This is a genomic window from Calothrix sp. NIES-2100 (genome assembly GCF_963875285.1).
Lineage (GTDB): Bacteria > Cyanobacteriota > Cyanobacteriia > Cyanobacteriales > Nostocaceae > Aulosira.
Genome location: NZ_CAWNLA010000001.1, coordinates 485,661 through 505,477, shown reverse-complemented (window position 1 = coordinate 505,477; position 19,817 = coordinate 485,661). Strand labels below are relative to the sequence as shown.

Below are 19,817 nucleotides of genomic sequence, written 5' to 3'. Positions count from 1 at the left end.
TTTTTTCCCTAGTATTTAACTGGAATTTTTAACAGCGACTTACCATCAAAGTAATCAGGAATTGGCGCACCCATTAATTCTAAAATAGTTGGGGCTAAATCCACAGATTCAGCATCTGGCAAACTTGAACCAGCAGCAATACCTGGCCCCTTAACCATGAAAAATCCTCGATTAAAATGAGTACCTGCACGGAATAAAGTTACTGGCCCAATGCGTCCAAAATCTGGGCTATCTACCACATCTGTCATCTGTTCGTGCCACAAAACTATCAAATCTGAATCTGGATGTTTAGGATCGTTATCTGTAGCAGACTTTCTGGTGCGTGCCACTTGTTTAACTAAGGGTTTTCCAGTTCTAGCATCGGTGAGACGGTAGAGAATTTGAGTTAGTTCGTTGCAGATATTTTCATATTCAGAGGGTGAGACAATTCCATCTCCTTCTCTTCCTTGTAAGTTGATGCGAATATGTCCATTAGCAAATGTTGGCAGAGCAAATGCTTTCATTTGCGGCCAAAGAGGTTTATACCATGTAGCAGGCATCCAACCAAACGGAACTGATTGTTCTATTAGTGCATAAGGACTGGCTAGACCATTTTGATCGCCATATAAAAACTTACTAGGAGTCCAAGGTCTAAACAACCGCTTAATAGGATTCGGTTCATAGTTTTTCATCCACATTTCCCCTAGCCAAGAATTGCGAATGGGATTAGTTGTCATGGGTGGAGGCGGAACTTCTACATTTCCTGGTGCAATAGCAACTTTGCCGGGGAAGTTATATCTATAAAGTACTTCCGCTAAAAAAACTGCACTTGGTACATCGCTGTAGTTTGGGCCCATACCATGCAATGAAAAACACAATATATAAGCGTCTTCAGGTGCTTCGGCTAATATCTTTCCTATTCCTAGATCAATGTTTTCATATGTTTCTAGTAATGGGTCAGAAACAGTACCATTTTTGCTCAGGTGCGGGTAGAGTGGGTGATCTGATTGACTGTAATTGTATATATCGTGGCCGGCTGTATGGGGTTCTCCAAAAACTGTTAAATACAAATCCCAGGATTCTTGCTTAAGTAAGTCACAACAAATATTTGTGCGCAAGCTAATACTTTCTTTGAGAGCTTGTCGCAACCATTTGACATAATCTTTATCCCACCAAATGCCAATATCATTGTAGAGAACTGGATTTTTGCCATATTGATGAGTAATTTTTGTAAGAAGTTCAGGAGGGTTAGATGCAGTAGGTGCAGAGGGGAAATGTCCTCCCCAGCCTAAAACTTGAATGCCATTTACTCCTTCAGAAATTCTTGTACCAGGTACGTCAAATACTGCTACCTTGTATTTATCCCCTAATGCGTAAAAGGGAGAATATTCTTGATAGTCATAACCACAAAATTCCAGATTGCAATCTATTTCGTAATTTTCTGGTTTATATGTTAGGGCATCCCAGTAGCCGATTTTATCAGAACTACACCCGGTAGCAAAATGCGCCCACAATCCTTCTGTGACTGCATATTCTGTGGTTTCTCCGGCATATTTGACTGTATTGCTAATATTAGCGTAGGCTCCTTGCTGACGGAGTTTACTAATATTTTTCAGATATCCTTGGGCGATCCATTTATCTATTAAAACTGGATCGCCAGCATCGAGACCAATTGCAATTACAGGCTTTTTCATGTGATTTCGTATTTCCACAATATTTGGATACTCAGGTGCAACTTTAGTAGGCACCTTCTTTTTTCAAAACAACCTTAACTGTTTTGACCAGAATTTCAAAATCTAAGCGCAGCGACCAATTTTCAATGTAGTTCAGATCAAGTTTGATGACTTGTTCAAAATCTAAAATATCCGAGCGTCCTGAAACTTGCCAAAGACCGGTAACACCCGGTAAAACTTCATGTCGAATGAAATGTCTTTCCGAAAATTTATCTACATCTCTTGTAGGTAATGGGCGAGGCCCTACTAAACTCATTTCTCCCGTTAAAACGTTAAAAAGTTGTGGTAATTCATCTAAGCTATAACGACGGAGAAATTTGCCAATCCGGGTAATCCGAGGATCATCTTTGATTTTAAAGATAATGCCATCTTTGATTTCATTCAACGCTTCTAATTCTTTTTGTAATGTTTCGGCGTCAGCTCTCATGGTACGGAATTTCCATACTTGGAAGGGTTGTCCACGTAGTCCTATACGGGTTTGCCGATAAAATACCGGGCCTGGAGAGTCTAGTTTGATGGCGAGAGCGATCGCTATATATATGGGAGCAGTTAAAGCTAGAAATAAAGCCGCAAAAACAAAATCAAAACTCCGCTTTATCCAAAAATCTTTCCCTGTAATTATCGGACAGTCAAAACTTATACAAGTCATCCCTCCTATCTGATTAAATTCTATCTCTCTGTAAATTGGCTTTAATTCCATCGGTACAATATGTGCTGTGATGCCAGCAGATTGAAATAGCCAGCATAAAAACATTCTGTTTTTTATGGCATCCCAAGAAATAAAAACTTCTGTTACTCCTAATTGATGAAGTTTTGCCAAAGTTTCCTGACGATGGTATCTATCTAATGATTTAGCCGTTGCGTAACCACCTATGGTGTAGTGTTTCTCCTTTTTGATTAAATTAATCAATTGTTGGCTATTATCGGGGTCGCAAATAATAAAAACAGGCTGAACACCTAATATTTTTTTATTCCTGAGATATTCAAGAGTAATGTTGATGCCAAATCTGCCAGCACATACAAACAATACACTCAATAGCCATGATAATGTTAATTTATAAGGACTAACATCTACCAATGCTGTTTGATTTACAAATTCCATCAACAGTATTAAACCATGAGCAAATATCAGTGTTTTGATAATATTTAAATACTCATGACGGTTTTTACCTTGTTGATAAAGACCTTGGGAATATAACGCTCCTATTTGAATGAAAATGGTGATGAAAATTGCTAAATAATATCTTGCTTCATTTCCTGACGAATTGACGAAATAAGCATGATCTTTGGAGAACACCAAAGCCAGAAATAGAAGGGCATAATCTACCAAAGCCAGTGTGATTAATCTTAGCCACCATAAACCTTTACGTACTCTGAAAAATTCAGGCGCACGTAAGTCTAAAGAGGCTTCACTCAATGGAATATTGGTCATATTTTGAATTACCTGATGATGAATACAATATTTCGTCTCGTGAGGGTCACCCTGTTATTTGGGGAGAACGTCTGGTAATTGGATGCACGATGAATGGATTTCAACTGCTCAAGCGGTAGGGAGGTACGAGCGTCAGAGTCACTCCCTATACCAAAGGTGGCGCAACGCTTGACTTCCTGAGCGATTAACCGCTCCATACTAAAGGGGACTGGGAAATTTTTCAAAAATATGTCCGGGGTGAGAGAAAATTCCATAATTTCTATGAATGAAAATTCATTACCCCTAATCCCTAATCAAGGGTCTGTTTTAGGTTGTATTTCTTTGTGATGAAATATAACTCCATAGCTGGAAAACCTCTCTCTAGTTCTCTCCTACAAGTTCAAAAAAGTTGAATGTTCCACCAAAGAGGGTCGGAAAGAGGGTTAAAGAGTGAGGTTTTTCGTGGCTTTTCCACATAAATATTTGCCTGAAAGGGTTGTACAATGATTCTGTTCAGCTAAGGGCGTACAATTTTCCCGTTTGGGGTATGGTAAGGCCTGGTGGCGCATATAAAAATCCAATTTGATTCTTGAAAAAATCTATGTACTTGTCGTTAGGACTATGCCTGATAAAACCCTGGTACGTAAGGCATAATCCTACCTACGTACATTTCATAACTCAAGTATGAATAGTCTATTACGTAAAGTAGATGCTATTTAGGTTAAGTAGATGCGATGACTGTAAGTTAGACACTTTACACCCTAATAGTACTTGGACTATTACAAAACATTGCAAGCGATCTCTGCACAATACTTTCATGACATCTGATACTTAATAGTTCACAACTGCATAGATTTGCAATCCTGAATTATTCAGCTACTACCTGCACGTTCTCTGAGAGGAAGATGCAAATGTGATGTTTTTCTCAAAATTTCTCAATTAACAATGTTGATTGACATTATATTGAGAAGCTGATATGAAAGAGCGATTGTGTCAAAGGCAGACAAAGTTTATGTTTGTTTAATAAAAACAAGTTACCATCTCTAGTTTTAAAAGTCACACCATAAATCGCATCTTTACTAGATTTTTATAATAAAAGTCGGAAATTGCATAAAAAATTAATACAAATTCTCATTAAGGGTTGGTTTTACGGAAGTTGTTATCAGGGTTTTTTTGTATAAATCCTCGAAAAAAAGAATGAAGAGTTTTATAACAGTAAGTCGGTAGATTTTTTCGGGTAACTCTATACCCACTATTTAAGTATTATTAATTAATTTTTAATCTTAAGTTTACAATTCCTTAAACTATTTTTAATCAAAATGATGCAAAACTTCGTGTGTAATATTATGACTGGTAAATCACCCTCACAGAAGTTTTCACGTAGTTGAACCACACTATTAGGGCACAGCACTGTTTCCTACGGCAAATTTGGTCTATTTACAGGAAGATGCTGTATAATGTCTGCCGCGAGGGGAACGCAGTAAAACGACGACGCGATCGCCTAATTTTGGGGATTGCTTCCCTAATGTAGCAATGACGCTTGATTGATTTGCAATGGCTGGTTGATTTACGCGTCCGCTGTATTCGGCGGCGAAAGAAGCTGGGAAATCATCTCTAATAAATGCCTGAGTCTGACAGGCTTGGATAAATATTCGTTTGCGCCTGCATCTCGACAACGTTGTTCATCACCTGGCATGGCTAAAGCCGTCAATGCAATGATGGGGATGGCTTGAATTTGGGAATCAGCACGGATTTTCCGAATCGCTGTTAATCCGTCCATTTCTGGCATTTGAATGTCCATCAAAATCAGATTGGGCTGATGCTGTTTTGCCATTTGCACCGCTTCTCGTCCATTGCGCGCCAGAATCAGCAGAAAGTTGTGTGCTTCCAAGTAGCTCATGATTGTGGTGATATTAGCTTCATTGTCTTCCGCTAACAGAATTCTGGGTTTTAGTGATGACTCCATAGCGGCAATGACAAGGGCAGTTTGTAAGTTTGGCTGTTGGACATTAGTGAAAATTTGGCTTAATGCTTGATAAAACTTTTGTCGTGTGAGGGGTTTTAAAATATGTTCGGCAGCTCCTAACTGCAAACTGTGCGATCGCTGATCTACTACGGAAATTACAATCACCGGTATATGCTTAGTCTGGGGATGCTCTTTTAACTTTACTAAAACTTCCCATCCCGAACAATCAGGAAGATAGATATCTAGAACAATCACATCTGGTTTAACTCGCAAAGCCAGTTGCAATGCGCCTTCTCCCACTGGGTGAATGACACTAGTAGCCCCCATTTCCGCTAGATAGTGCTTAATTTGACTGGCAGCGGCACTGGAATCTTCGACTACCAAGGCTTGCTGCATCAAAATATCACGTAGCGCTGTTTCCGACACCAAAGGTGATTCATCTTGATTCTGCAAGGGATGCCAAGGTAACATTACACTAAAGCAACTTCCTTGACCCAACTCACTTTCCACTTGAATACTTCCTCCGTGCAGCTCGACAATGCGTCGTACTAAGGATAATCCTAATCCTGTACCTGGGTAGCGCCGTGACAGGGAACTGTCTAACTGCACAAATGGCTCAAACAGCTTACTTATATCCTCCGCAGCAATGCCAATTCCGGTATCAATCACGCGAAATTCTACAGCTTGTTGAGGCAAGTTCATTCTCACCTCCAGCTGGACGCTACCACCTTCGAGGGTGAATTTCACAGCATTAGCTAGCAAGTTGACTAATACTTGTAATAGGCGGCGTTCATCGGCTTCTATTTCTGTGACGGCTGCTTCAATGTCGCAGGTAAGTTGAATTTGCTTGTGTCTAGCTTCTTGCCTAACAAAGTTGAGACTGGATTCACAAACGGAATGAACTGATATAGAAGCCAGTTGCAACTCCATTTTGCCCGATTCTATTTTGGAGAGGTCTAAAATATCGTTAATCAACCCTAGTAAGTGTTGACCGCTGTGTTCTACTGTATGTAAAAACTGGCGTTGTTGGGCGGTTAAGCTGCCAAACACCTCTTCTAAGAGTAATTCCGCCATTCCCAGAATCGAGTTTAAGGGCGTGCGCAACTCATGGCTCATGTTGGCAAGAAATTCATCTTTGAGGCGAGCTGCTCTAGCTAATTCGGCATTGGCTAAACTGATGCGCTCACTACTGCGGCGTAGCTGTTCTTCAGCACGTTTACGTTCGGTGATATCATTATTGATTTCTAATATTTTCATTGGGTTACCTTGTTCATCCCGCTGCAACACCCAGCGACTAGCAACAATGATGGGTGTGCCATCGCGTCGCACATGCACAAGTTCTCCTTCCCAGTAACCTTGGCTCAATAATTCTGCTTCTACCTCAGCTTGCGATCGCAGAAATTGAGTTTGCAGCAGTTCATGGGATATCTGCCCAGTTGCCTCAGTTGCACTCCAGCCATACATTCCTTCTGCTCCTTGGTTCCAGAAGGTAATCGTGCCATCAACACAGCGAGTCATGATGGTGTCATGGGCGAGATCTAACAGATGTGCTTGTTCTTCTAAAATTTTCTGGGTACGCTGTCGCTCTAATAGTTCTTGTTGCAATTGGGCGTTGACAGTTTCTAACTCAACAGTCCGCTCGGCAACTCTTTGCTCGAGAGATTCATTTGCCTGTTGTAATAAAGCTTCTGCCCGCCTGCGCTCTGCTAATTCATGTTGTGCTTGCTGATACAACTCTGCCTGACGCAGGGCAATACCGAGATGAGTTGCCAGTTCTTGCAGCAAAATAACTTCTACAGGCTGCCACTTGCGCGGTGCTTGACAGTGATGCACAATCAGCATTCCCCACAACTGCGCATCTTGCAAAATTGGTACAACCAAATTTGCTCGGACTTCTAAGTTTGCCAGTAGCTCGACATGGCAAGGATCAATGCTGCCATCATGGATATCCGGTTTGACGGTGACAAGTCCTTGGCGAAAGGAGTTAACGTAGTCCTCATTCAAGCAAGGATCGTAGTGAGAAGTTGATAGTAGGGGAGTCCAGCCTGCTCCTAGCGATTCGGTAGTAACGATTCCCGATCCATCTGACTGGATACGAAAAATTAGCACGCGATCGCTTTTGAGAAATTGCCTCACTTCGTTAACAGTTGTTTGGAGAATTTCCTCAATCTCCAACGATTGATGGATTCTTTGGGTAATTTGGGATATTACTCTGTCTTTTTGAATCCGTAGTTGCAGTTGGTTGTGTACCTGCATCCGGGCGATCGCCGAATTGACTGCCAATTGCAGCCTTTGGGGGGTGATCTGATCCTTGACTAAATAATCCTGTGCCCCAGCTTTCATGATTTGCACCGCGATCGCTTCATTACCCTGCCCAGTCACAACAATTACAGGTAAGTAGGGTTGTGCAGATGGAGGCTGCAATCTTGCCAGAAATTCCACTCCATCTAAATCTGGCAAGCGGTAATCTAGCAACACCACATCTGGCTGATGTTGCTGCCATAACTCCAAACCTTCCTGCCCTAGAGTTGCTTCCAGGATGTTATGGTAGTAATCTTTGTCACGTAACAGACACCGGCGGTAGAGTTCTCGGTCTTCTGGGGAATCATCCACAATTAACACAGTGCGCTGTTGCTGGCTCATGACATATTTTCGGGGTAATCAGGCAAAGTCGTGATTTCAAACCAATAATCAACAAGGGTTTGGATGTCTCGCTTCAATTGCGCAAAGTTAATCGGCTTGACGATGTAGCTGTTTACGCCATATTTGTAGCAATCCTGAATATCTTTAGGATTATTGGATGTAGTGAAAACAACGACAGGAATAGTTTTTAAACTATCATCCTGTTTGATCCGATGCAAGACTTCCCGTCCATCGGTTCCTGGGAGGTTGAGGTCAAGGACAATCATCCCTGGACGGGGGGCAATTTCCGGCTTGGTATACCTGCCAGTGCGATAGAGAAATGCCAATGCCTGATCGCCATTGATACAGCGATGAATCGGTACAAGCATTGATGAACGCGACAGAAACCGTTGGATAGTTTCAAAGTCTTCATTGCTGTCTTCGACAATCAGCAGGGGTGGAGTTTGTTTGATATGAGGGGGGGAAACGGTGGTCATAGGAGTGGGCAAGGGGGCAGGGGGGCAGGGGGGCAAGGGGGAAGGGGGCAGGGGGCAGGGGAATAACTAATGACTAATGCCTATTGTCTTCTTGACTAATGACAAATGACCAATGACTCCTACTTCAACAAAATGCTAAAAAATCTTTTTCTTTGTGTCATCTGCCATCTGGCCACTAAGGGCAGCCGAAGTGTACTCCCTGCCTTTGTTCGGTCAAATTTCCTCGGCTGCTAAGGTGAAATAAAAGGTGCTGCCTTCATTAAGTGTGGACTCTAGCCAAATTTTACCGCCGTGTCGTTCCACAATTTTGCGGGCAATTGTTAATCCTGCGCCATTACCGCCGCCGTATTCTTCTCTTCCATGTAACCGCCGAAAAATCTGAAAAATCTTTTCTTGATGTTCCTGGGGAATACCAATACCGTTGTCGCGCACGTATAAGGTGTAGGGGTCAGTTGCTTGTTTCCTAGTTTTTGGCACAAAGCCTATTTCTACCCATTTGTCTTGTTTGTCATTATACTTCATCGCATTGCTGATCAGGTTGGTAAACACCTCGTTCACCTGGGCGCGATCGCACTCGACTATCGGTAAAGCTTGGGAAATGCGAAAATCGATTTGGTCTTGGGGTCGAGACATGGTTAAAGTAGCGATCGCTTGTTGCACTAACTCATATAAATTCACCTGTTGGTGCATGAGTTCGGCGCGTCCTAAGCGTGAGAAGTGCAGCAAGGAATTGATTAAATTTTCCATGCGCTGGGTTAGCTTTACCAGCGTTTGTAGTTTGGCAACGCCATCTTCGTTTAATATATCGCCATAATCTTCCATGAGGAAGTTGGCGTAGTTATGAATTCCGCGCAGCGGTTCTTTGAGATCGTGGGAAGCAACGTAGGCAAAGGAATCTAATTCTTCGTTACTCCGCTGAAGTTCCATGTTCATCGATGCTAGTTCATCTGCTTGGCGCAGCACAACGCCGACAATCAGGCTGCGCAATTCAGCAACGGCGGCAATTTCACAGTCTTTCCAAGGTAGAGAACAACCGCTGACTGTTTGTTGCCATAAAGCAAAAGATTTTCGTGGGGACAAACGCAAACTGCCATCATCCTTAACTTCTACAGGTTTATTGGGATTACCACCCCAATTGACAGTTTGAAGCACTTCTTTTCGGAACCAGACTATGTAATTCTGGTGAATTCTGGAAATTTCTAGTGCTAAGACACCACTAGCAACGGCTTTCAAGGACTCAGCCTGTGGATAAAGGTGCGGAAGCGATCGCGTGTGAAATAGATTATCTTGCAGTTGGGGTTTAATCCAGTCTAATAGTGGATTAATCTCTGTTTCTTTGGGAGTTTCACCAATGCTAATACAGCGATCGCTATTGCAAATTACTGCGCCTGTTGCATTCACCAGATCCAGCATTTGCGAACCCATTTGGGCAATTCCATCGAGGAAATACTCAGCTTGCGATAGGGTTTCCACAAATCGAGTTTGCAAGGATTTCAATTGCATCTTGTAATCCTGGTCAACGCTGGCTTCTTTATTTGCTAGTTCCAGTGACATCACCTGGCCAATAAACTCGCAAGCTGCCCGCACGCTGTAAGGAATATACTTAGCTGTGGAATGATGACAGGCAATTAAGCCCCAAAGTTTTTGCTCTTGCACTAGAGATATAGACATGGAAGCAACTACCCCCATGTTTTGCAGATATTCCAAATGAATTGGTGAAACACTGCGTAATACTGACAAACTCAGGTCTAGCGGTTGGTTAGTCAGTGGATTTTCTTTCGGTATTAACTCTACCGGCTCATAATTGGCATTAGGAATGATGCGCAGCCAGTTGCTAGTGTAGAGTTGTCGCGCTTGTTTGGGAATATCGCTAGCTGGATAACGTAAATCTAGATAGGGAATTTCCTGATTTGTATCCTCAGCAATGACAATACCAGTTTCATCCTCATCAAAACGGTAGATCATCACCCGCTCAAAGCCAGTAAATTTCCGCACTTCCTGGACTACCACTTGACACATCTGCTGCATAGTGGCAGCTTTTTGAATTTTGGTGATTACCCCTTTCACCTGCTGATAAAAATCAAAAAAGTCTGCTTTCCCCTTGGTCTTTTTTGGTTCCAACTCCAACAGCGCCACCTCATCGCATCGATGGACAATGCCATCAAATCGCAGAGTTTTGCTTTGACGCTTAATTGACAGATCCAGGGGATTCAGGCTTTCAAAATCTCCATTTAAACAGGCCTGGATTGTGTCAACCTGTTTCGAGTCAAACAAGTCTGACAACGGCTTACCTAACAAATCTTCGGGTTGGTGACCAAGTGATTTAACTGTATTGTCGCTCACCTGAATGATTTCTAATGTAGAGAAATTGATCGCCAGCAGCACCCCATGCGGCTGAATCAAACCCGGAATGTGAATCGGTTCGCGATCGCAGTTTGTTAAATCCACCGACTGAACCGTCATGCTTACCCCAACTCCTTTAGCTCTTTTCCGATCATTTTTGTCAGCAAACGATTCTCACCCAGAAAATCAGATAAAATATTACTTTCTTAATTACGAATTACTCTCAAGCTATGAATGATTATCTATCATTCGGTAGAGATAATTTCTATCTTGAGAAAGATTTATATTTTTTTATAATTCCAAAAATTAAATTATCCCATTTCACCAACTCAAAACCCCCTTCCCCTTTCCCCCTTAATCAGCCTGCTCTGCTTTCTCGACTGTGTTATCGTTGACTCCCAAAGTAAATTGCAAAGGAATCCGCGAAGGATAAGCCTTTACTACCTCGCGGTAAACATCGTAGTTAGTGGGTAATGTCTTCTGTTGCGAACCTACCCCATAAGTAATTTTATACTCTACAGTTTTTAATAATTCCGGCTGACTGAACTCCTGTTGAGGCTTTTTGCGCTGTTCCACTTCTGCAACTGTCGGGCGCTTTGGTAGCGCTGGCCACCATAAACCCCGATCATCAGGGCCAGTAACTGCACCTTCTGGTTTTAAACCATTGCGATTGAGTAAGGAAGTGGTGGCGAAGGTTGCAAATTGCGGTGATGGTTCATTGATATACTTCACGCGCCAGGTATAAGTCGTCAGCGCTGTGGCTTCATACTGGCTAGTAGTGGCGGTACTGCAACTGCTGAGACTTAGCGCCGTCAGCATTACCGCAGTTAAGGGCGAAAATCTTGGTTTTTTCATTATACCTCTTGCACAAATGTAAAATTTGCCCTCATCCCCCAACCCCTTCTCCCCATTGTGGGAGAAGGGGAGTAAATTTCTCATTAAATTTGTAGTGGGAGCATCTTGCTCCCTAATGTCTCATTAAATCTGTAGTCGGAGCATCTTGCTCCCTAATGTCTAGTCAATCTTGCTCCCTAATGTCTAGTCAGCGCCCAAGGGAGCCATCACTACAAAAAAATAAATATAGCGGTTCTCAGTTGGATGCAATACAAAATTATATCGTTGCGGGTAGGGGCACGGCACTGCCGTGCCCGCAAGAGTGTATTGGACTCAACCGAAAACCGCTATAGTGCGAACGTCTCGCGAGCTGATGTTCATTTATCGAGCAAGATGCTCACAGTACGGAATATGGGTAATTGATTTTTTTAAGTTCATTCATCGAGCAAGATGCTTGCTGATGTTCATTCATCGAGCAAGATGCTCGCACTACGTATGGGTAATTGATTTTTGTAAGTCCAAAAGCGAGCAAGATGCTCGCACTACGTATGGGTAATTGATTTTTGTAAGTCCCCAACTCCTGATTAATGGAGTTCAAAGCCTGATTAACCGAGTTCAAAGCCTCGTTAATGGAGCTAAAAGCCTGATTATCGGAGCTAAAAGCTTCATTAACGAGAGTTCAAAGCCTGATTCACGGAGTTCAAAGCCTGATTATCGGAGTTCAAAGCCTGATTAACCGAGTTCAAAGCCTGATTATCGGAGTTCAAAGCCTGATTAACCGAGTTCAAAGCCTGATTATCGGAGTTCAAAGCCTGATTAACCGAGTTCAAAGCCTGATTATCGGAGTTCAAAGCCTGATTAACCCAGTTCAAAGCCTGATTAACCCAGTTCAAAATCTGATTAACGAAGTTCAACTCTTGGCATAAGTACTGTTTTAATCATAGTCCCACCACATAAGCCCGCCTTACAAACTCCATCTACAATTATTTGTCAAGTCCTATTGACTTTTTTTAATAATCTTGTTAAATTTGTTTACATAAAGTAACAAACACAATAAAAACAACAAAGAAAAACAGTTATGTATACCACCATTAACGAAGACGGCGTTCTCAATAACTACGCAACTGAACCCCAGATGTATTACGCTGAATACCCTGCGATTTGGGAACAACGCAAATATCTTGTTCAAGGTATTTTTGCCAGTTTGATTGTGACAACCTTAACTTTGGTTGCTTTGACCGTCAGCTAAAATTTTTAAATTTCTGTATCAAAATCTCTCATCGTCATTCGTTCTTCTCTGCATCACCCCGGTTAGTTTCGCCGGGGTTTTTTGTTGCGAATAGCAGCGTCAGGGTGGGGTTTCCGCGCCCCTACGGATACTGCTGGCGAATTAGGGGTAAGACTCCTCGCTTATCCCGAAATCCCGCCGTCACCATAGAATGGTGCGGCTAATCAAACAAAGCCTGCCTTCGCAGGCTCAATTTTTAGCCTGCGAAGGCAGGCTTCGTAGCGTTAGCCCCAGGCTTCCAGCCTGCGGGCGGTATATCGGGTAAGCGAGAGAATTATTTATATCAGCATTGAGGGGTAAAACCCAATATTGAAGAAGGGCACAACATTGTTCATACGTGTCAACTTAACGTGAAACCCTTGCCAAGACGTGATGACCGAATTATCTCACCTACCATCACGATCCGCGTCACCCCACCCCAGCTTTGCTAACGCAAAACTTCCCCTCCCCGTTTACGGGGAGGGGATAAAGGGGTGGGGTAAAATGCTTGTGGGATAAGCCTTTTAACTTAAGTTGACACCAATGAACATTGTTGTGCCCCTACGGATGATTGATATGTTGCAGATTACCCAGACTAGATGATGCTAGAAGTTCTCGAAAGAAGCGATCGCAGTTTTCAATTTATCTAATACCTCATCCACTGCAACAGCGCCTAATTCCCCAGAGGCGCGGGTACGAATACTCAAGGTGTTGGTTTCCACTTCCTTGGCTCCGACTACAGCCATTACGGGTATTTTATCTTTTTCGGCATTGCGAATCAATTTACCCAGGCGATCGCCACTTAAATCAACTTCGGCACGAATGCCTAAAGCTTGCATCTTCGCTACCACATCTTTAGTAAAATCAATTTGGGCTTCCCCAACTGGTAGCAATCTGATTTGTACTGGCGCTAACCACAAGGGGAAATCACCTGCATACTCTTCAATTAAAATCCCAATCAGCCGTTCCAAAGAACCAAAAGGCGCACGGTGAATCATTACCGGACGTTTGCGGGAACCATCTTCAGCAACGTATTCTAAATCAAAGCGTTCTGGCAAATTGTAATCTACTTGCACAGTTCCTAATTGCCATTCTCGCTCCAATGCATCCTTAAAGATAAAGTCGAGTTTCGGCCCATAAAAAGCCGCTTCGCCAATCCCTTCAAAATGTTCCATTCCCAACTTTTCCACAGCTCGACGAATTGCACCTTGAGCTTTTTCCCAAGCTTCATCGGAACCGATATACTTATCACTAGCTGGATCGCGGAAACTCAGTCTAGCTTTAAAGTTTTTCAGTTGTAGTTTATTGAACACCGACAAAATCAAATCCACAACACTGAGGAATTCGCTGTCTAACTGTTCAGGGGTAACGAAGAGATGGGAATCATCCACAGTAAAACCGCGTACCCTGGTTAAACCGCCCAATTCCCCTGATTGTTCGTAGCGGTAAACAGTCCCAAATTCCGCTAACCGCATGGGTAGTTCCCGATAGGAACGCAACTCACTCTTATATATTTGGATATGAAACGGACAATTCATCGGCTTCATCACAAAGCCTTGTTCTAAAGCCGCAGCTTCTGCATCATCCGCCATTAAGGGGAACATATCTTCTTTATACTTCTGCCAATGTCCAGAAGTTTTAAATAAATCCACCCTGGCGATATGGGGGGTGACTACAGGTAAATAACCGCGTTTTAGCTGTTCCTGTTTCAAAAAGTCTTCTAACATACTCCGCAACAAAGTACCTTTGGGAGTCCACAAAGGTAAACCCGGCCCCACAAGGTCAGAAAATATAAATAATCCCAGTTCCTTACCCAGTTTGCGGTGATCTCTTCTTTGTGCTTCTTCTTTGCGTCGCTTATACTCCGCCAATTGTTCGGGAGTTTCCCAAGCGGTAGCGTAAATTCTCTGCAATTGGGCTTTGGTTTCATCACCCCGCCAATAAGCACCCGCAACGCTTTCTAATTCAATCGCTTTCGGGTTAATTTCGCTGGTATTTTCTAAATGCGGCCCCGCGCACAAATCCCACCATTCATTTCCCAGGTGGTAAATCGTGATTGGTTCTTGCTTAATATCTGCGAGAATTTCTAACTTATAAGGTTCTTTAATTTCCTGAATCCGACGTTCAGCTTCTTGGCGGCTGACTTCTTCCCGAACTACTGGTAATTTGCGATTAATAATTTTCACCATCTCTTTTTGGATGGCTTTTAAATCCTTATCGCTAAACGGTTCTGGATTGTCAAAATCATAATAAAAGCCATTATCGATCCAGGGGCCAATTGTGACTTGCGCCTTAGGAAACAGCTTTTGTACAGCCATAGCCATCACATGGGAAGCAGTGTGGCGGATTTTTTTTAAAGTTTCCGATTCGCTGCTACGAGGTAAATACATTTTTGCAGATTGTTCTGGTTGGTTGGGAAGTTGATTAGGCGACATCGGCTGCTAAACCATTGGCGAAGTGATTGAAATGCTGATTTATCAGTGGGTGTTCTGAAAAATCTACCCAAATATAACATGGGCAAATATGCCATCTTCATAGGCTTTTCCCTATGCTAGATCAACTCTCCCAACTTCCGCTGAAGCTAAATTAAAACTGCGGTAACGAAAAGCGATCGCCTCAAACTGATATTAATATGATGTCTGGTGAAACTATGCGATCGCTTCCCTCCGGTGGCAATGACGATTATTTGCAGCAACATTGATAGATAAGATTCAGATAAGTTACGCCACAAGTGGGAATTAAGGCTACAGGGACAATTCACCATTACGCAACCACAAGTCCCACCGATGCCAAGACTATAGCACCCTACCATTTAGATATTTTCTTTATGAAAAATTCATCAGAATCTGTGCTGAGTTAACAGTAACATTTCGCAACATATCATTATAATTAATGATCTATCTTGAGGCTGATTTATTTCTAGCGCGATCGCAGTTGACTTTTGAGGGTGCGATCGCTATTCCTCTTGAGACACCATACCTCAGGCAGTTATTTAAACCTCTAGGGCACAGGGTAAAATATAAAAATGTATATGGAAATACAAAATTTTCATTAATCTGACTCACGAAACCAGAAAAAAGGATGTGAAGAATTGTAAATAAAGTTAATATGAGAAAGAAACTTAGAAGTATGCTTCTCATTTATGCGAGACTCAAATTTACCAGGGGCTGAATTGCTAAAAAGCCTTTTAGAACCACTGTTGGAGGATTTTGATTTTTGGTTTGCGCGATCGCGTGATTTTTTGGAAACCAGACAACTCTCATTTATGAGTGAGCAAGAGCAAAAGGACTTGCTTTTACAAATCAAGCAAGCACAGAATGAACTAAACACAGCGAAAATGCTATTCAATGCAACCGATGGACAAGTTGGGATTGATATGGCAACCATAAAGCCTTGGCATGATCTGGTAACGAAATGCTGGAATGTGGTTATGCGCTTCCATCAAGAAAAAGATGAGTGAAAAATAAGTTTTTATTAATTAAGTTCGATAGACTTAATTAATCACAGTAAGTTGGTATCTAGTCAAAGCTGCACAGAAATAGACGAACTACTCAGAATCATTGAAAAGCTTACTTGACAAGCATTTTGGATTCAGCGTAGTAGTATATAAGCCCTCTCGAAAGTACAAAATCCTTAATAAATTTTGAATAAATCAGAAAATAATGTATAACATGCTACCGTGTTTTGAATGACGGTTCGTACATTGCCCTTAATAACCAAAATCTGACGTACAAATATTACGTTACTTAGTCGCTATAGCTGTAATTTAAGTTACCAGCTAAGCGCCACGTTACAGTAAAAACTTTTTAAACTCGCTTCCTCTGGAGGACAAATCCGATGTTACACCTGCTTTACATTCTGGCTTTTACAATCCTTGCCGTTATTGCTGTTGCCAATTTAATTCGCAATCTGATTATGTTTAGTTTTGATCGAGAGCGGACTTATCCGGCAATGAATAACCAGGGTAAATATGGCTATTCCTCATCAAAAAAGCAGTTTACACCACATCCAGAGTTATTAGATAGTGCAGGTAACTTAATTAAAGAGCCTTTATTAGTGATGCGGTCAATCAACGTTGAAGATGCTCGCCAGCAACTAGATGCTTTATATGAATCTTCTCCTGGTCGTAAAGTAGAGAATCAGGAAGAAAGCTAAATCGGAGTACTGATTCCTGAGTGAAGATTAATTAATAAAAGGTAAAGAAAGGAGAAATTTGCATCTTCTTTCTTTTTTTATTGCGCTTAAGAGCGGGACGCTACGCGCTAAGCGAAGCTATGCCGAAGGCTTTACGCGTGTCAGTTGTCAGTTGTCAGTTGTCAGTTGTCAGTTGTTGAAAAGAAGGAGTTTAATACCCCAACCCCTTGTGGGTGGAGTTTTTTATTTTTTGAGGGCAGGGGGGCAGAGGGGCAGGGGAGACAAGGGAAGGGGGACAAGGGAAGGGAGATAATAAGAAATGCCCAATGCCCAATGCCCCATGCCCAATGCCCAATAATTAAGCTTCAATCACCACTCGGAGATTGCCGCGTTTTTTGGCTACACGACAAGCAGTAGTGTTACCAGAACGCTCAAATTCTAAATCGAGAATGGTAGTACCAACTTGCAAATTATGGAAAGACAAGCGATTAATCGACTCTGGTAAAGAGGGGTCGATGATGCGCAAGCAGTTATTTTGCGCATCCGGTACGAGATTGACCATCATTTGCAAAAGTTGAAAGACACTACCCGTAGCCCAAGCTTGGGGAGTACAGGCGACTGGATACTGTACGGGGGCGTTATCACCGTTACGTTCGTAGCCGCAGAACAGTTCTGGGGGACGTTGATATGGTTGTTGGCTAGTCATATCAAATAAACCTTGGAATAATTCTAGGGCTTGATCGATTAACCCAAGCGATCGCAATCCCATCGCTATGATAGCGTTGTCATGAGGCCAAACTGAACCGATGTGATAGCCCATTGGGTTATAAGCTGGGGATAAACTACTGAGTGTGCGAATCCCCCAACCATTAAACATATCTGGGGCGCGCAATCTTTCGGCGACGCTATAGGCTTTTTCGGGTGTAAATATCCCCAAATACAAACAATGACCAGGATTGGAGGTAATACTATCTACCTGCTTACCGTCGCCATCTAAAGCTAAAGCACAGAAATCTTGGTCTTCCATCCAGAAATCTCTGTTAAACCGCACCTTGAGATTTCTCGCTTCTTCTTGCCATCTATCTGCTAAGTCTAGCCGCTTTTTCATCCGCGCAATTTCTGCTAGGCGCATTTTTGCGGCATAAACATATGCTTGTACCTCACAAAGAGCGATCGCACCATTAGCTAGCTCTCCCTTATGGTCTACAATACAGTCGCCTGAGTCTTTCCAACCTTGGTTAGCTAGACCGCGTTTAGATTTACGATAGTAGCTTAAGTAGCTAGTTTGTTTAGTATTGCGGTCAATCCACTCCATTGCTGCTAAGGCATTGGGCCAAAGTTGCTCTAAAGTTTCGTGATCGTTTGTCCAAGCATAATACTCAGCATAGAGCATCAGCCACAGAGGAGTAGCATCGACTGTACCGTAGTATGGTGTATGGGGAATTTCTTGACAACGTGCCATTTCCCCCAAGCGCAACTCGTGTAAAATCTTCCCTGGTTCTTCTTCGCGCCACTCATCCTCAGTTTTGCCTTGGTATTTCGCTAGCAGCATCAGCGTTTCTTTGGCAATTGTCGGATTTAACATCAAAGTTTGGGAAGCGGTAATGATGGAATCTCGCCCAAACAGTGCAGAAAACCAAGGTACTCCCGCAGAAACTGTCTTATACTTGCCAAAGGACTGACGCAATAAATACATATCTTGCTCAGCCCGTTCAATCACGCGATTGAAAAGGCTTTTATCTGAGCTAATGCGGGTAATTTGGTTAACCCATTGTTGTTCTTCCATTAACTCAGCCGCTTTCGCTTGTTGTAAGGTAATCGCGGCGTTGACAGTAGAACTAGGCTGATTATTTCGCAACAGATTCACCCGATAACCCAGTTTTTGGGTTTCGTGGGGAGTCAACTCTAACTGCCAAACCGCAGTGTAACCCTTAAAGTAGTCTGGTTGGCGATACTGAAATTGGATACGCGATTCCATGACTAAGCCATCCAAACCTTGATAAGCCAAGGTTAAGAATTCGTCACGTAATAGCATTGGCTGAGTTTGTACACCTGAAAAGCCATCGCCTTCAGAGGATGTTCCTTCTTCAGCTAGGGGTTCCACTAAACGTAGTAGTCTACCGCGTTGGCCTCGGTCATAGCCCCGCACCTCAAATAAATCCACAAAATCGCCATCAAAGCTGATACTCAGTTCAAAACTAACGGTGGTTGTGCTATAATTAGCTACTTCAATTTCTTCAAACAGTGCCCCATTGAGTACCAATTCTCGGCGAATCCCTACAGTATCAGCTCTCAGGCGTTCATCAATCCTGGGGTTAGTACATAACACTGACAGAGCAAATCCTTTTTCTGCTGTACTGCTTAGCAGCACAGGCGATCGCCCTTCAATTTGTAACTCTAGGCGGCTGAGAAATCTGGTATCACAACAAAACAGTCCCATACTGGGGTTACCATCGTTGAGGGAACAACCAGAAATGTTCCCCATCGTGTCTGTCACCAAAAATAAATCATCATCTTTCACCGTTAGTGTTGGTTGTGGTCTTTCACTAACAACACAAGGCCACTCAGGGATAGGTAGTTGTTCTGCGGGAATATAAGTTTTTCCGTCCTGGAAAATTCTTTCCGGTGTCATCAGTATATCCGGTGTCATTAGGCAACATTCCGTGTACAGGTATACATTTTCGTGAGCGCTTGAGCGTCAACAGGAATAAAAGTTCACTCCGGAGGGATTCTCCTATGAGAACTTGGAAAAAAGACGCTATAGCAATTTTATTTAAGTCATTATCGCCAAAATCATACTGACATACTGTTGGCAACAGGACAGCTATAAAATCTACAACAATCAGATCCAAGACTAAAACTGCTTGCCATAGATTTCAGTTGAGGTTGTCAATGGTCAAGTGTGTGATTTGGTAAACCTATATTTTTTAAAGTTTTATTAAGCTAACGTCAAGTCTAAAAAAATGCGATTTTAAGTTATTTTACGGATTATTTACTCATTAATCTATATTTACACCTATTTTAATCTAAA

13 protein-coding genes are annotated in these 19,817 nt (G+C 42.4%); 4 read left to right on the top strand and 9 right to left on the bottom strand.

Annotated elements, in window-relative coordinates:
- Positions 1-8: 8 nt before the first annotated feature.
- From AACU32_RS01980 to AACU32_RS01950, 7 genes are all read right to left on the bottom strand, one after another.
- The gene (locus AACU32_RS01980; protein ID WP_339377426.1) at positions 9-1,727 is read right to left on the bottom strand and encodes an alkaline phosphatase family protein; all 1,719 of its coding nucleotides are present in this window, start codon (positions 1,725-1,727) and stop codon (positions 9-11) included.
- Positions 1,717-3,144 (bottom strand): sugar transferase, encoded by a 1,428-nt coding sequence (locus AACU32_RS01975; protein ID WP_096597347.1) that lies wholly within the window; start codon positions 3,142-3,144, stop codon positions 1,717-1,719. The genes AACU32_RS01980 and AACU32_RS01975 overlap by 11 nt, the downstream gene beginning before the upstream one ends.
- A 1,546-nt stretch (positions 3,145-4,690) precedes the next feature.
- A complete protein-coding gene (locus tag AACU32_RS01970; RefSeq protein WP_096597345.1) occupies positions 4,691-7,732 on the bottom strand; it encodes a response regulator in 3,042 nt (1,013 codons plus the stop codon).
- Positions 7,729-8,208 carry a response regulator gene (locus tag AACU32_RS01965; protein ID WP_096597343.1) on the bottom strand — a complete coding sequence of 160 codons (480 nt, stop codon included), beginning with the start codon at positions 8,206-8,208 and terminating at the stop codon, positions 7,729-7,731. The genes AACU32_RS01970 and AACU32_RS01965 overlap by 4 nt, the downstream gene beginning before the upstream one ends.
- A gap of 213 nt (positions 8,209-8,421) precedes the next feature.
- Positions 8,422-10,671, bottom strand: a complete 2,250-nt coding sequence (locus AACU32_RS01960; protein WP_096597341.1) for an ATP-binding protein — start codon at positions 10,669-10,671, stop codon at positions 8,422-8,424.
- Between the two features lie 234 nt (positions 10,672-10,905).
- Positions 10,906-11,406 carry a hypothetical protein gene (locus AACU32_RS01955; protein WP_096597339.1) on the bottom strand — a complete coding sequence of 167 codons (501 nt, stop codon included), beginning with the start codon at positions 11,404-11,406 and terminating at the stop codon, positions 10,906-10,908.
- Positions 11,407-12,053: 647 nt separating this feature from the next.
- Complete coding sequence (locus tag AACU32_RS01950; protein WP_339377425.1) at positions 12,054-12,278, bottom strand: hypothetical protein; 225 nt, start codon at positions 12,276-12,278, stop codon at positions 12,054-12,056.
- Between the two features lie 185 nt (positions 12,279-12,463).
- On the opposite strand from AACU32_RS01950, the gene psb34 reads away from it, so the two are divergent.
- Positions 12,464-12,634, top strand: a complete 171-nt coding sequence (psb34, locus tag AACU32_RS01945; RefSeq protein ID WP_339377424.1) for a photosystem II assembly protein Psb34 — start codon at positions 12,464-12,466, stop codon at positions 12,632-12,634.
- Between the two features lie 623 nt (positions 12,635-13,257).
- Here psb34 and thrS read toward each other — a convergent pair.
- Positions 13,258-15,087: a threonine--tRNA ligase gene (thrS, locus tag AACU32_RS01940; protein ID WP_096597335.1), complete on the bottom strand. Its 1,830-nt coding sequence runs from the start codon at positions 15,085-15,087 to the stop codon at positions 13,258-13,260.
- A gap of 457 nt (positions 15,088-15,544) precedes the next feature.
- Between thrS and AACU32_RS01935 the strand changes: the two genes are divergently transcribed.
- The 3 genes from AACU32_RS01935 to AACU32_RS01925 all read left to right on the top strand — a co-directional run bounded on the left by AACU32_RS01935 (position 15,545) and on the right by AACU32_RS01925 (position 16,807).
- Positions 15,545-15,712: a hypothetical protein gene (locus AACU32_RS01935; RefSeq protein WP_339377423.1), complete on the top strand. Its 168-nt coding sequence runs from the start codon at positions 15,545-15,547 to the stop codon at positions 15,710-15,712.
- An 82-nt stretch (positions 15,713-15,794) separates the two neighbouring features.
- Positions 15,795-16,112: a DUF2605 domain-containing protein gene (locus tag AACU32_RS01930; RefSeq protein ID WP_096597333.1), complete on the top strand. Its 318-nt coding sequence runs from the start codon at positions 15,795-15,797 to the stop codon at positions 16,110-16,112.
- Between the two features lie 377 nt (positions 16,113-16,489).
- The gene (locus AACU32_RS01925; protein WP_096597331.1) at positions 16,490-16,807 is read left to right on the top strand and encodes a DUF2973 domain-containing protein; all 318 of its coding nucleotides are present in this window, start codon (positions 16,490-16,492) and stop codon (positions 16,805-16,807) included.
- 337 nt (positions 16,808-17,144) lie between these two features.
- On the opposite strand, the gene AACU32_RS01920 is transcribed toward AACU32_RS01925, so the two are convergent.
- Positions 17,145-19,436, bottom strand: a complete 2,292-nt coding sequence (locus AACU32_RS01920; RefSeq protein ID WP_096597329.1) for an amylo-alpha-1,6-glucosidase — start codon at positions 19,434-19,436, stop codon at positions 17,145-17,147.
- Positions 19,437-19,817: the final 381 nt, after the last annotated feature.

Excerpts from the sequence above, each read along its gene's own strand:
- thrS (WP_096597335.1), bottom strand. The coding sequence starts at position 15,087 with ATGTCGCCTAATCAACTTCCCAACCAACCAGAACAATCTGCAAAAATG.
- AACU32_RS01960 (WP_096597341.1), bottom strand. The coding sequence starts at position 10,671 with ATGACGGTTCAGTCGGTGGATTTAACAAACTGCGATCGCGAACCGATT.
- AACU32_RS01935 (WP_339377423.1), top strand. The coding sequence starts at position 15,545 with ATGATCTATCTTGAGGCTGATTTATTTCTAGCGCGATCGCAGTTGACT.
- AACU32_RS01920 (WP_096597329.1), bottom strand. The coding sequence starts at position 19,436 with ATGACACCGGATATACTGATGACACCGGAAAGAATTTTCCAGGACGGA.
- AACU32_RS01955 (WP_096597339.1), bottom strand. The coding sequence starts at position 11,406 with ATGAAAAAACCAAGATTTTCGCCCTTAACTGCGGTAATGCTGACGGCG.
- psb34 (WP_339377424.1), top strand. The coding sequence starts at position 12,464 with ATGTATACCACCATTAACGAAGACGGCGTTCTCAATAACTACGCAACT.
- AACU32_RS01925 (WP_096597331.1), top strand. The coding sequence starts at position 16,490 with ATGTTACACCTGCTTTACATTCTGGCTTTTACAATCCTTGCCGTTATT.
- AACU32_RS01970 (WP_096597345.1), bottom strand. The coding sequence starts at position 7,732 with ATGAGCCAGCAACAGCGCACTGTGTTAATTGTGGATGATTCCCCAGAA.
- AACU32_RS01975 (WP_096597347.1), bottom strand. The coding sequence starts at position 3,144 with ATGACCAATATTCCATTGAGTGAAGCCTCTTTAGACTTACGTGCGCCT.
- AACU32_RS01930 (WP_096597333.1), top strand. The coding sequence starts at position 15,795 with ATGCGAGACTCAAATTTACCAGGGGCTGAATTGCTAAAAAGCCTTTTA.
- AACU32_RS01965 (WP_096597343.1), bottom strand. The coding sequence starts at position 8,208 with ATGACCACCGTTTCCCCCCCTCATATCAAACAAACTCCACCCCTGCTG.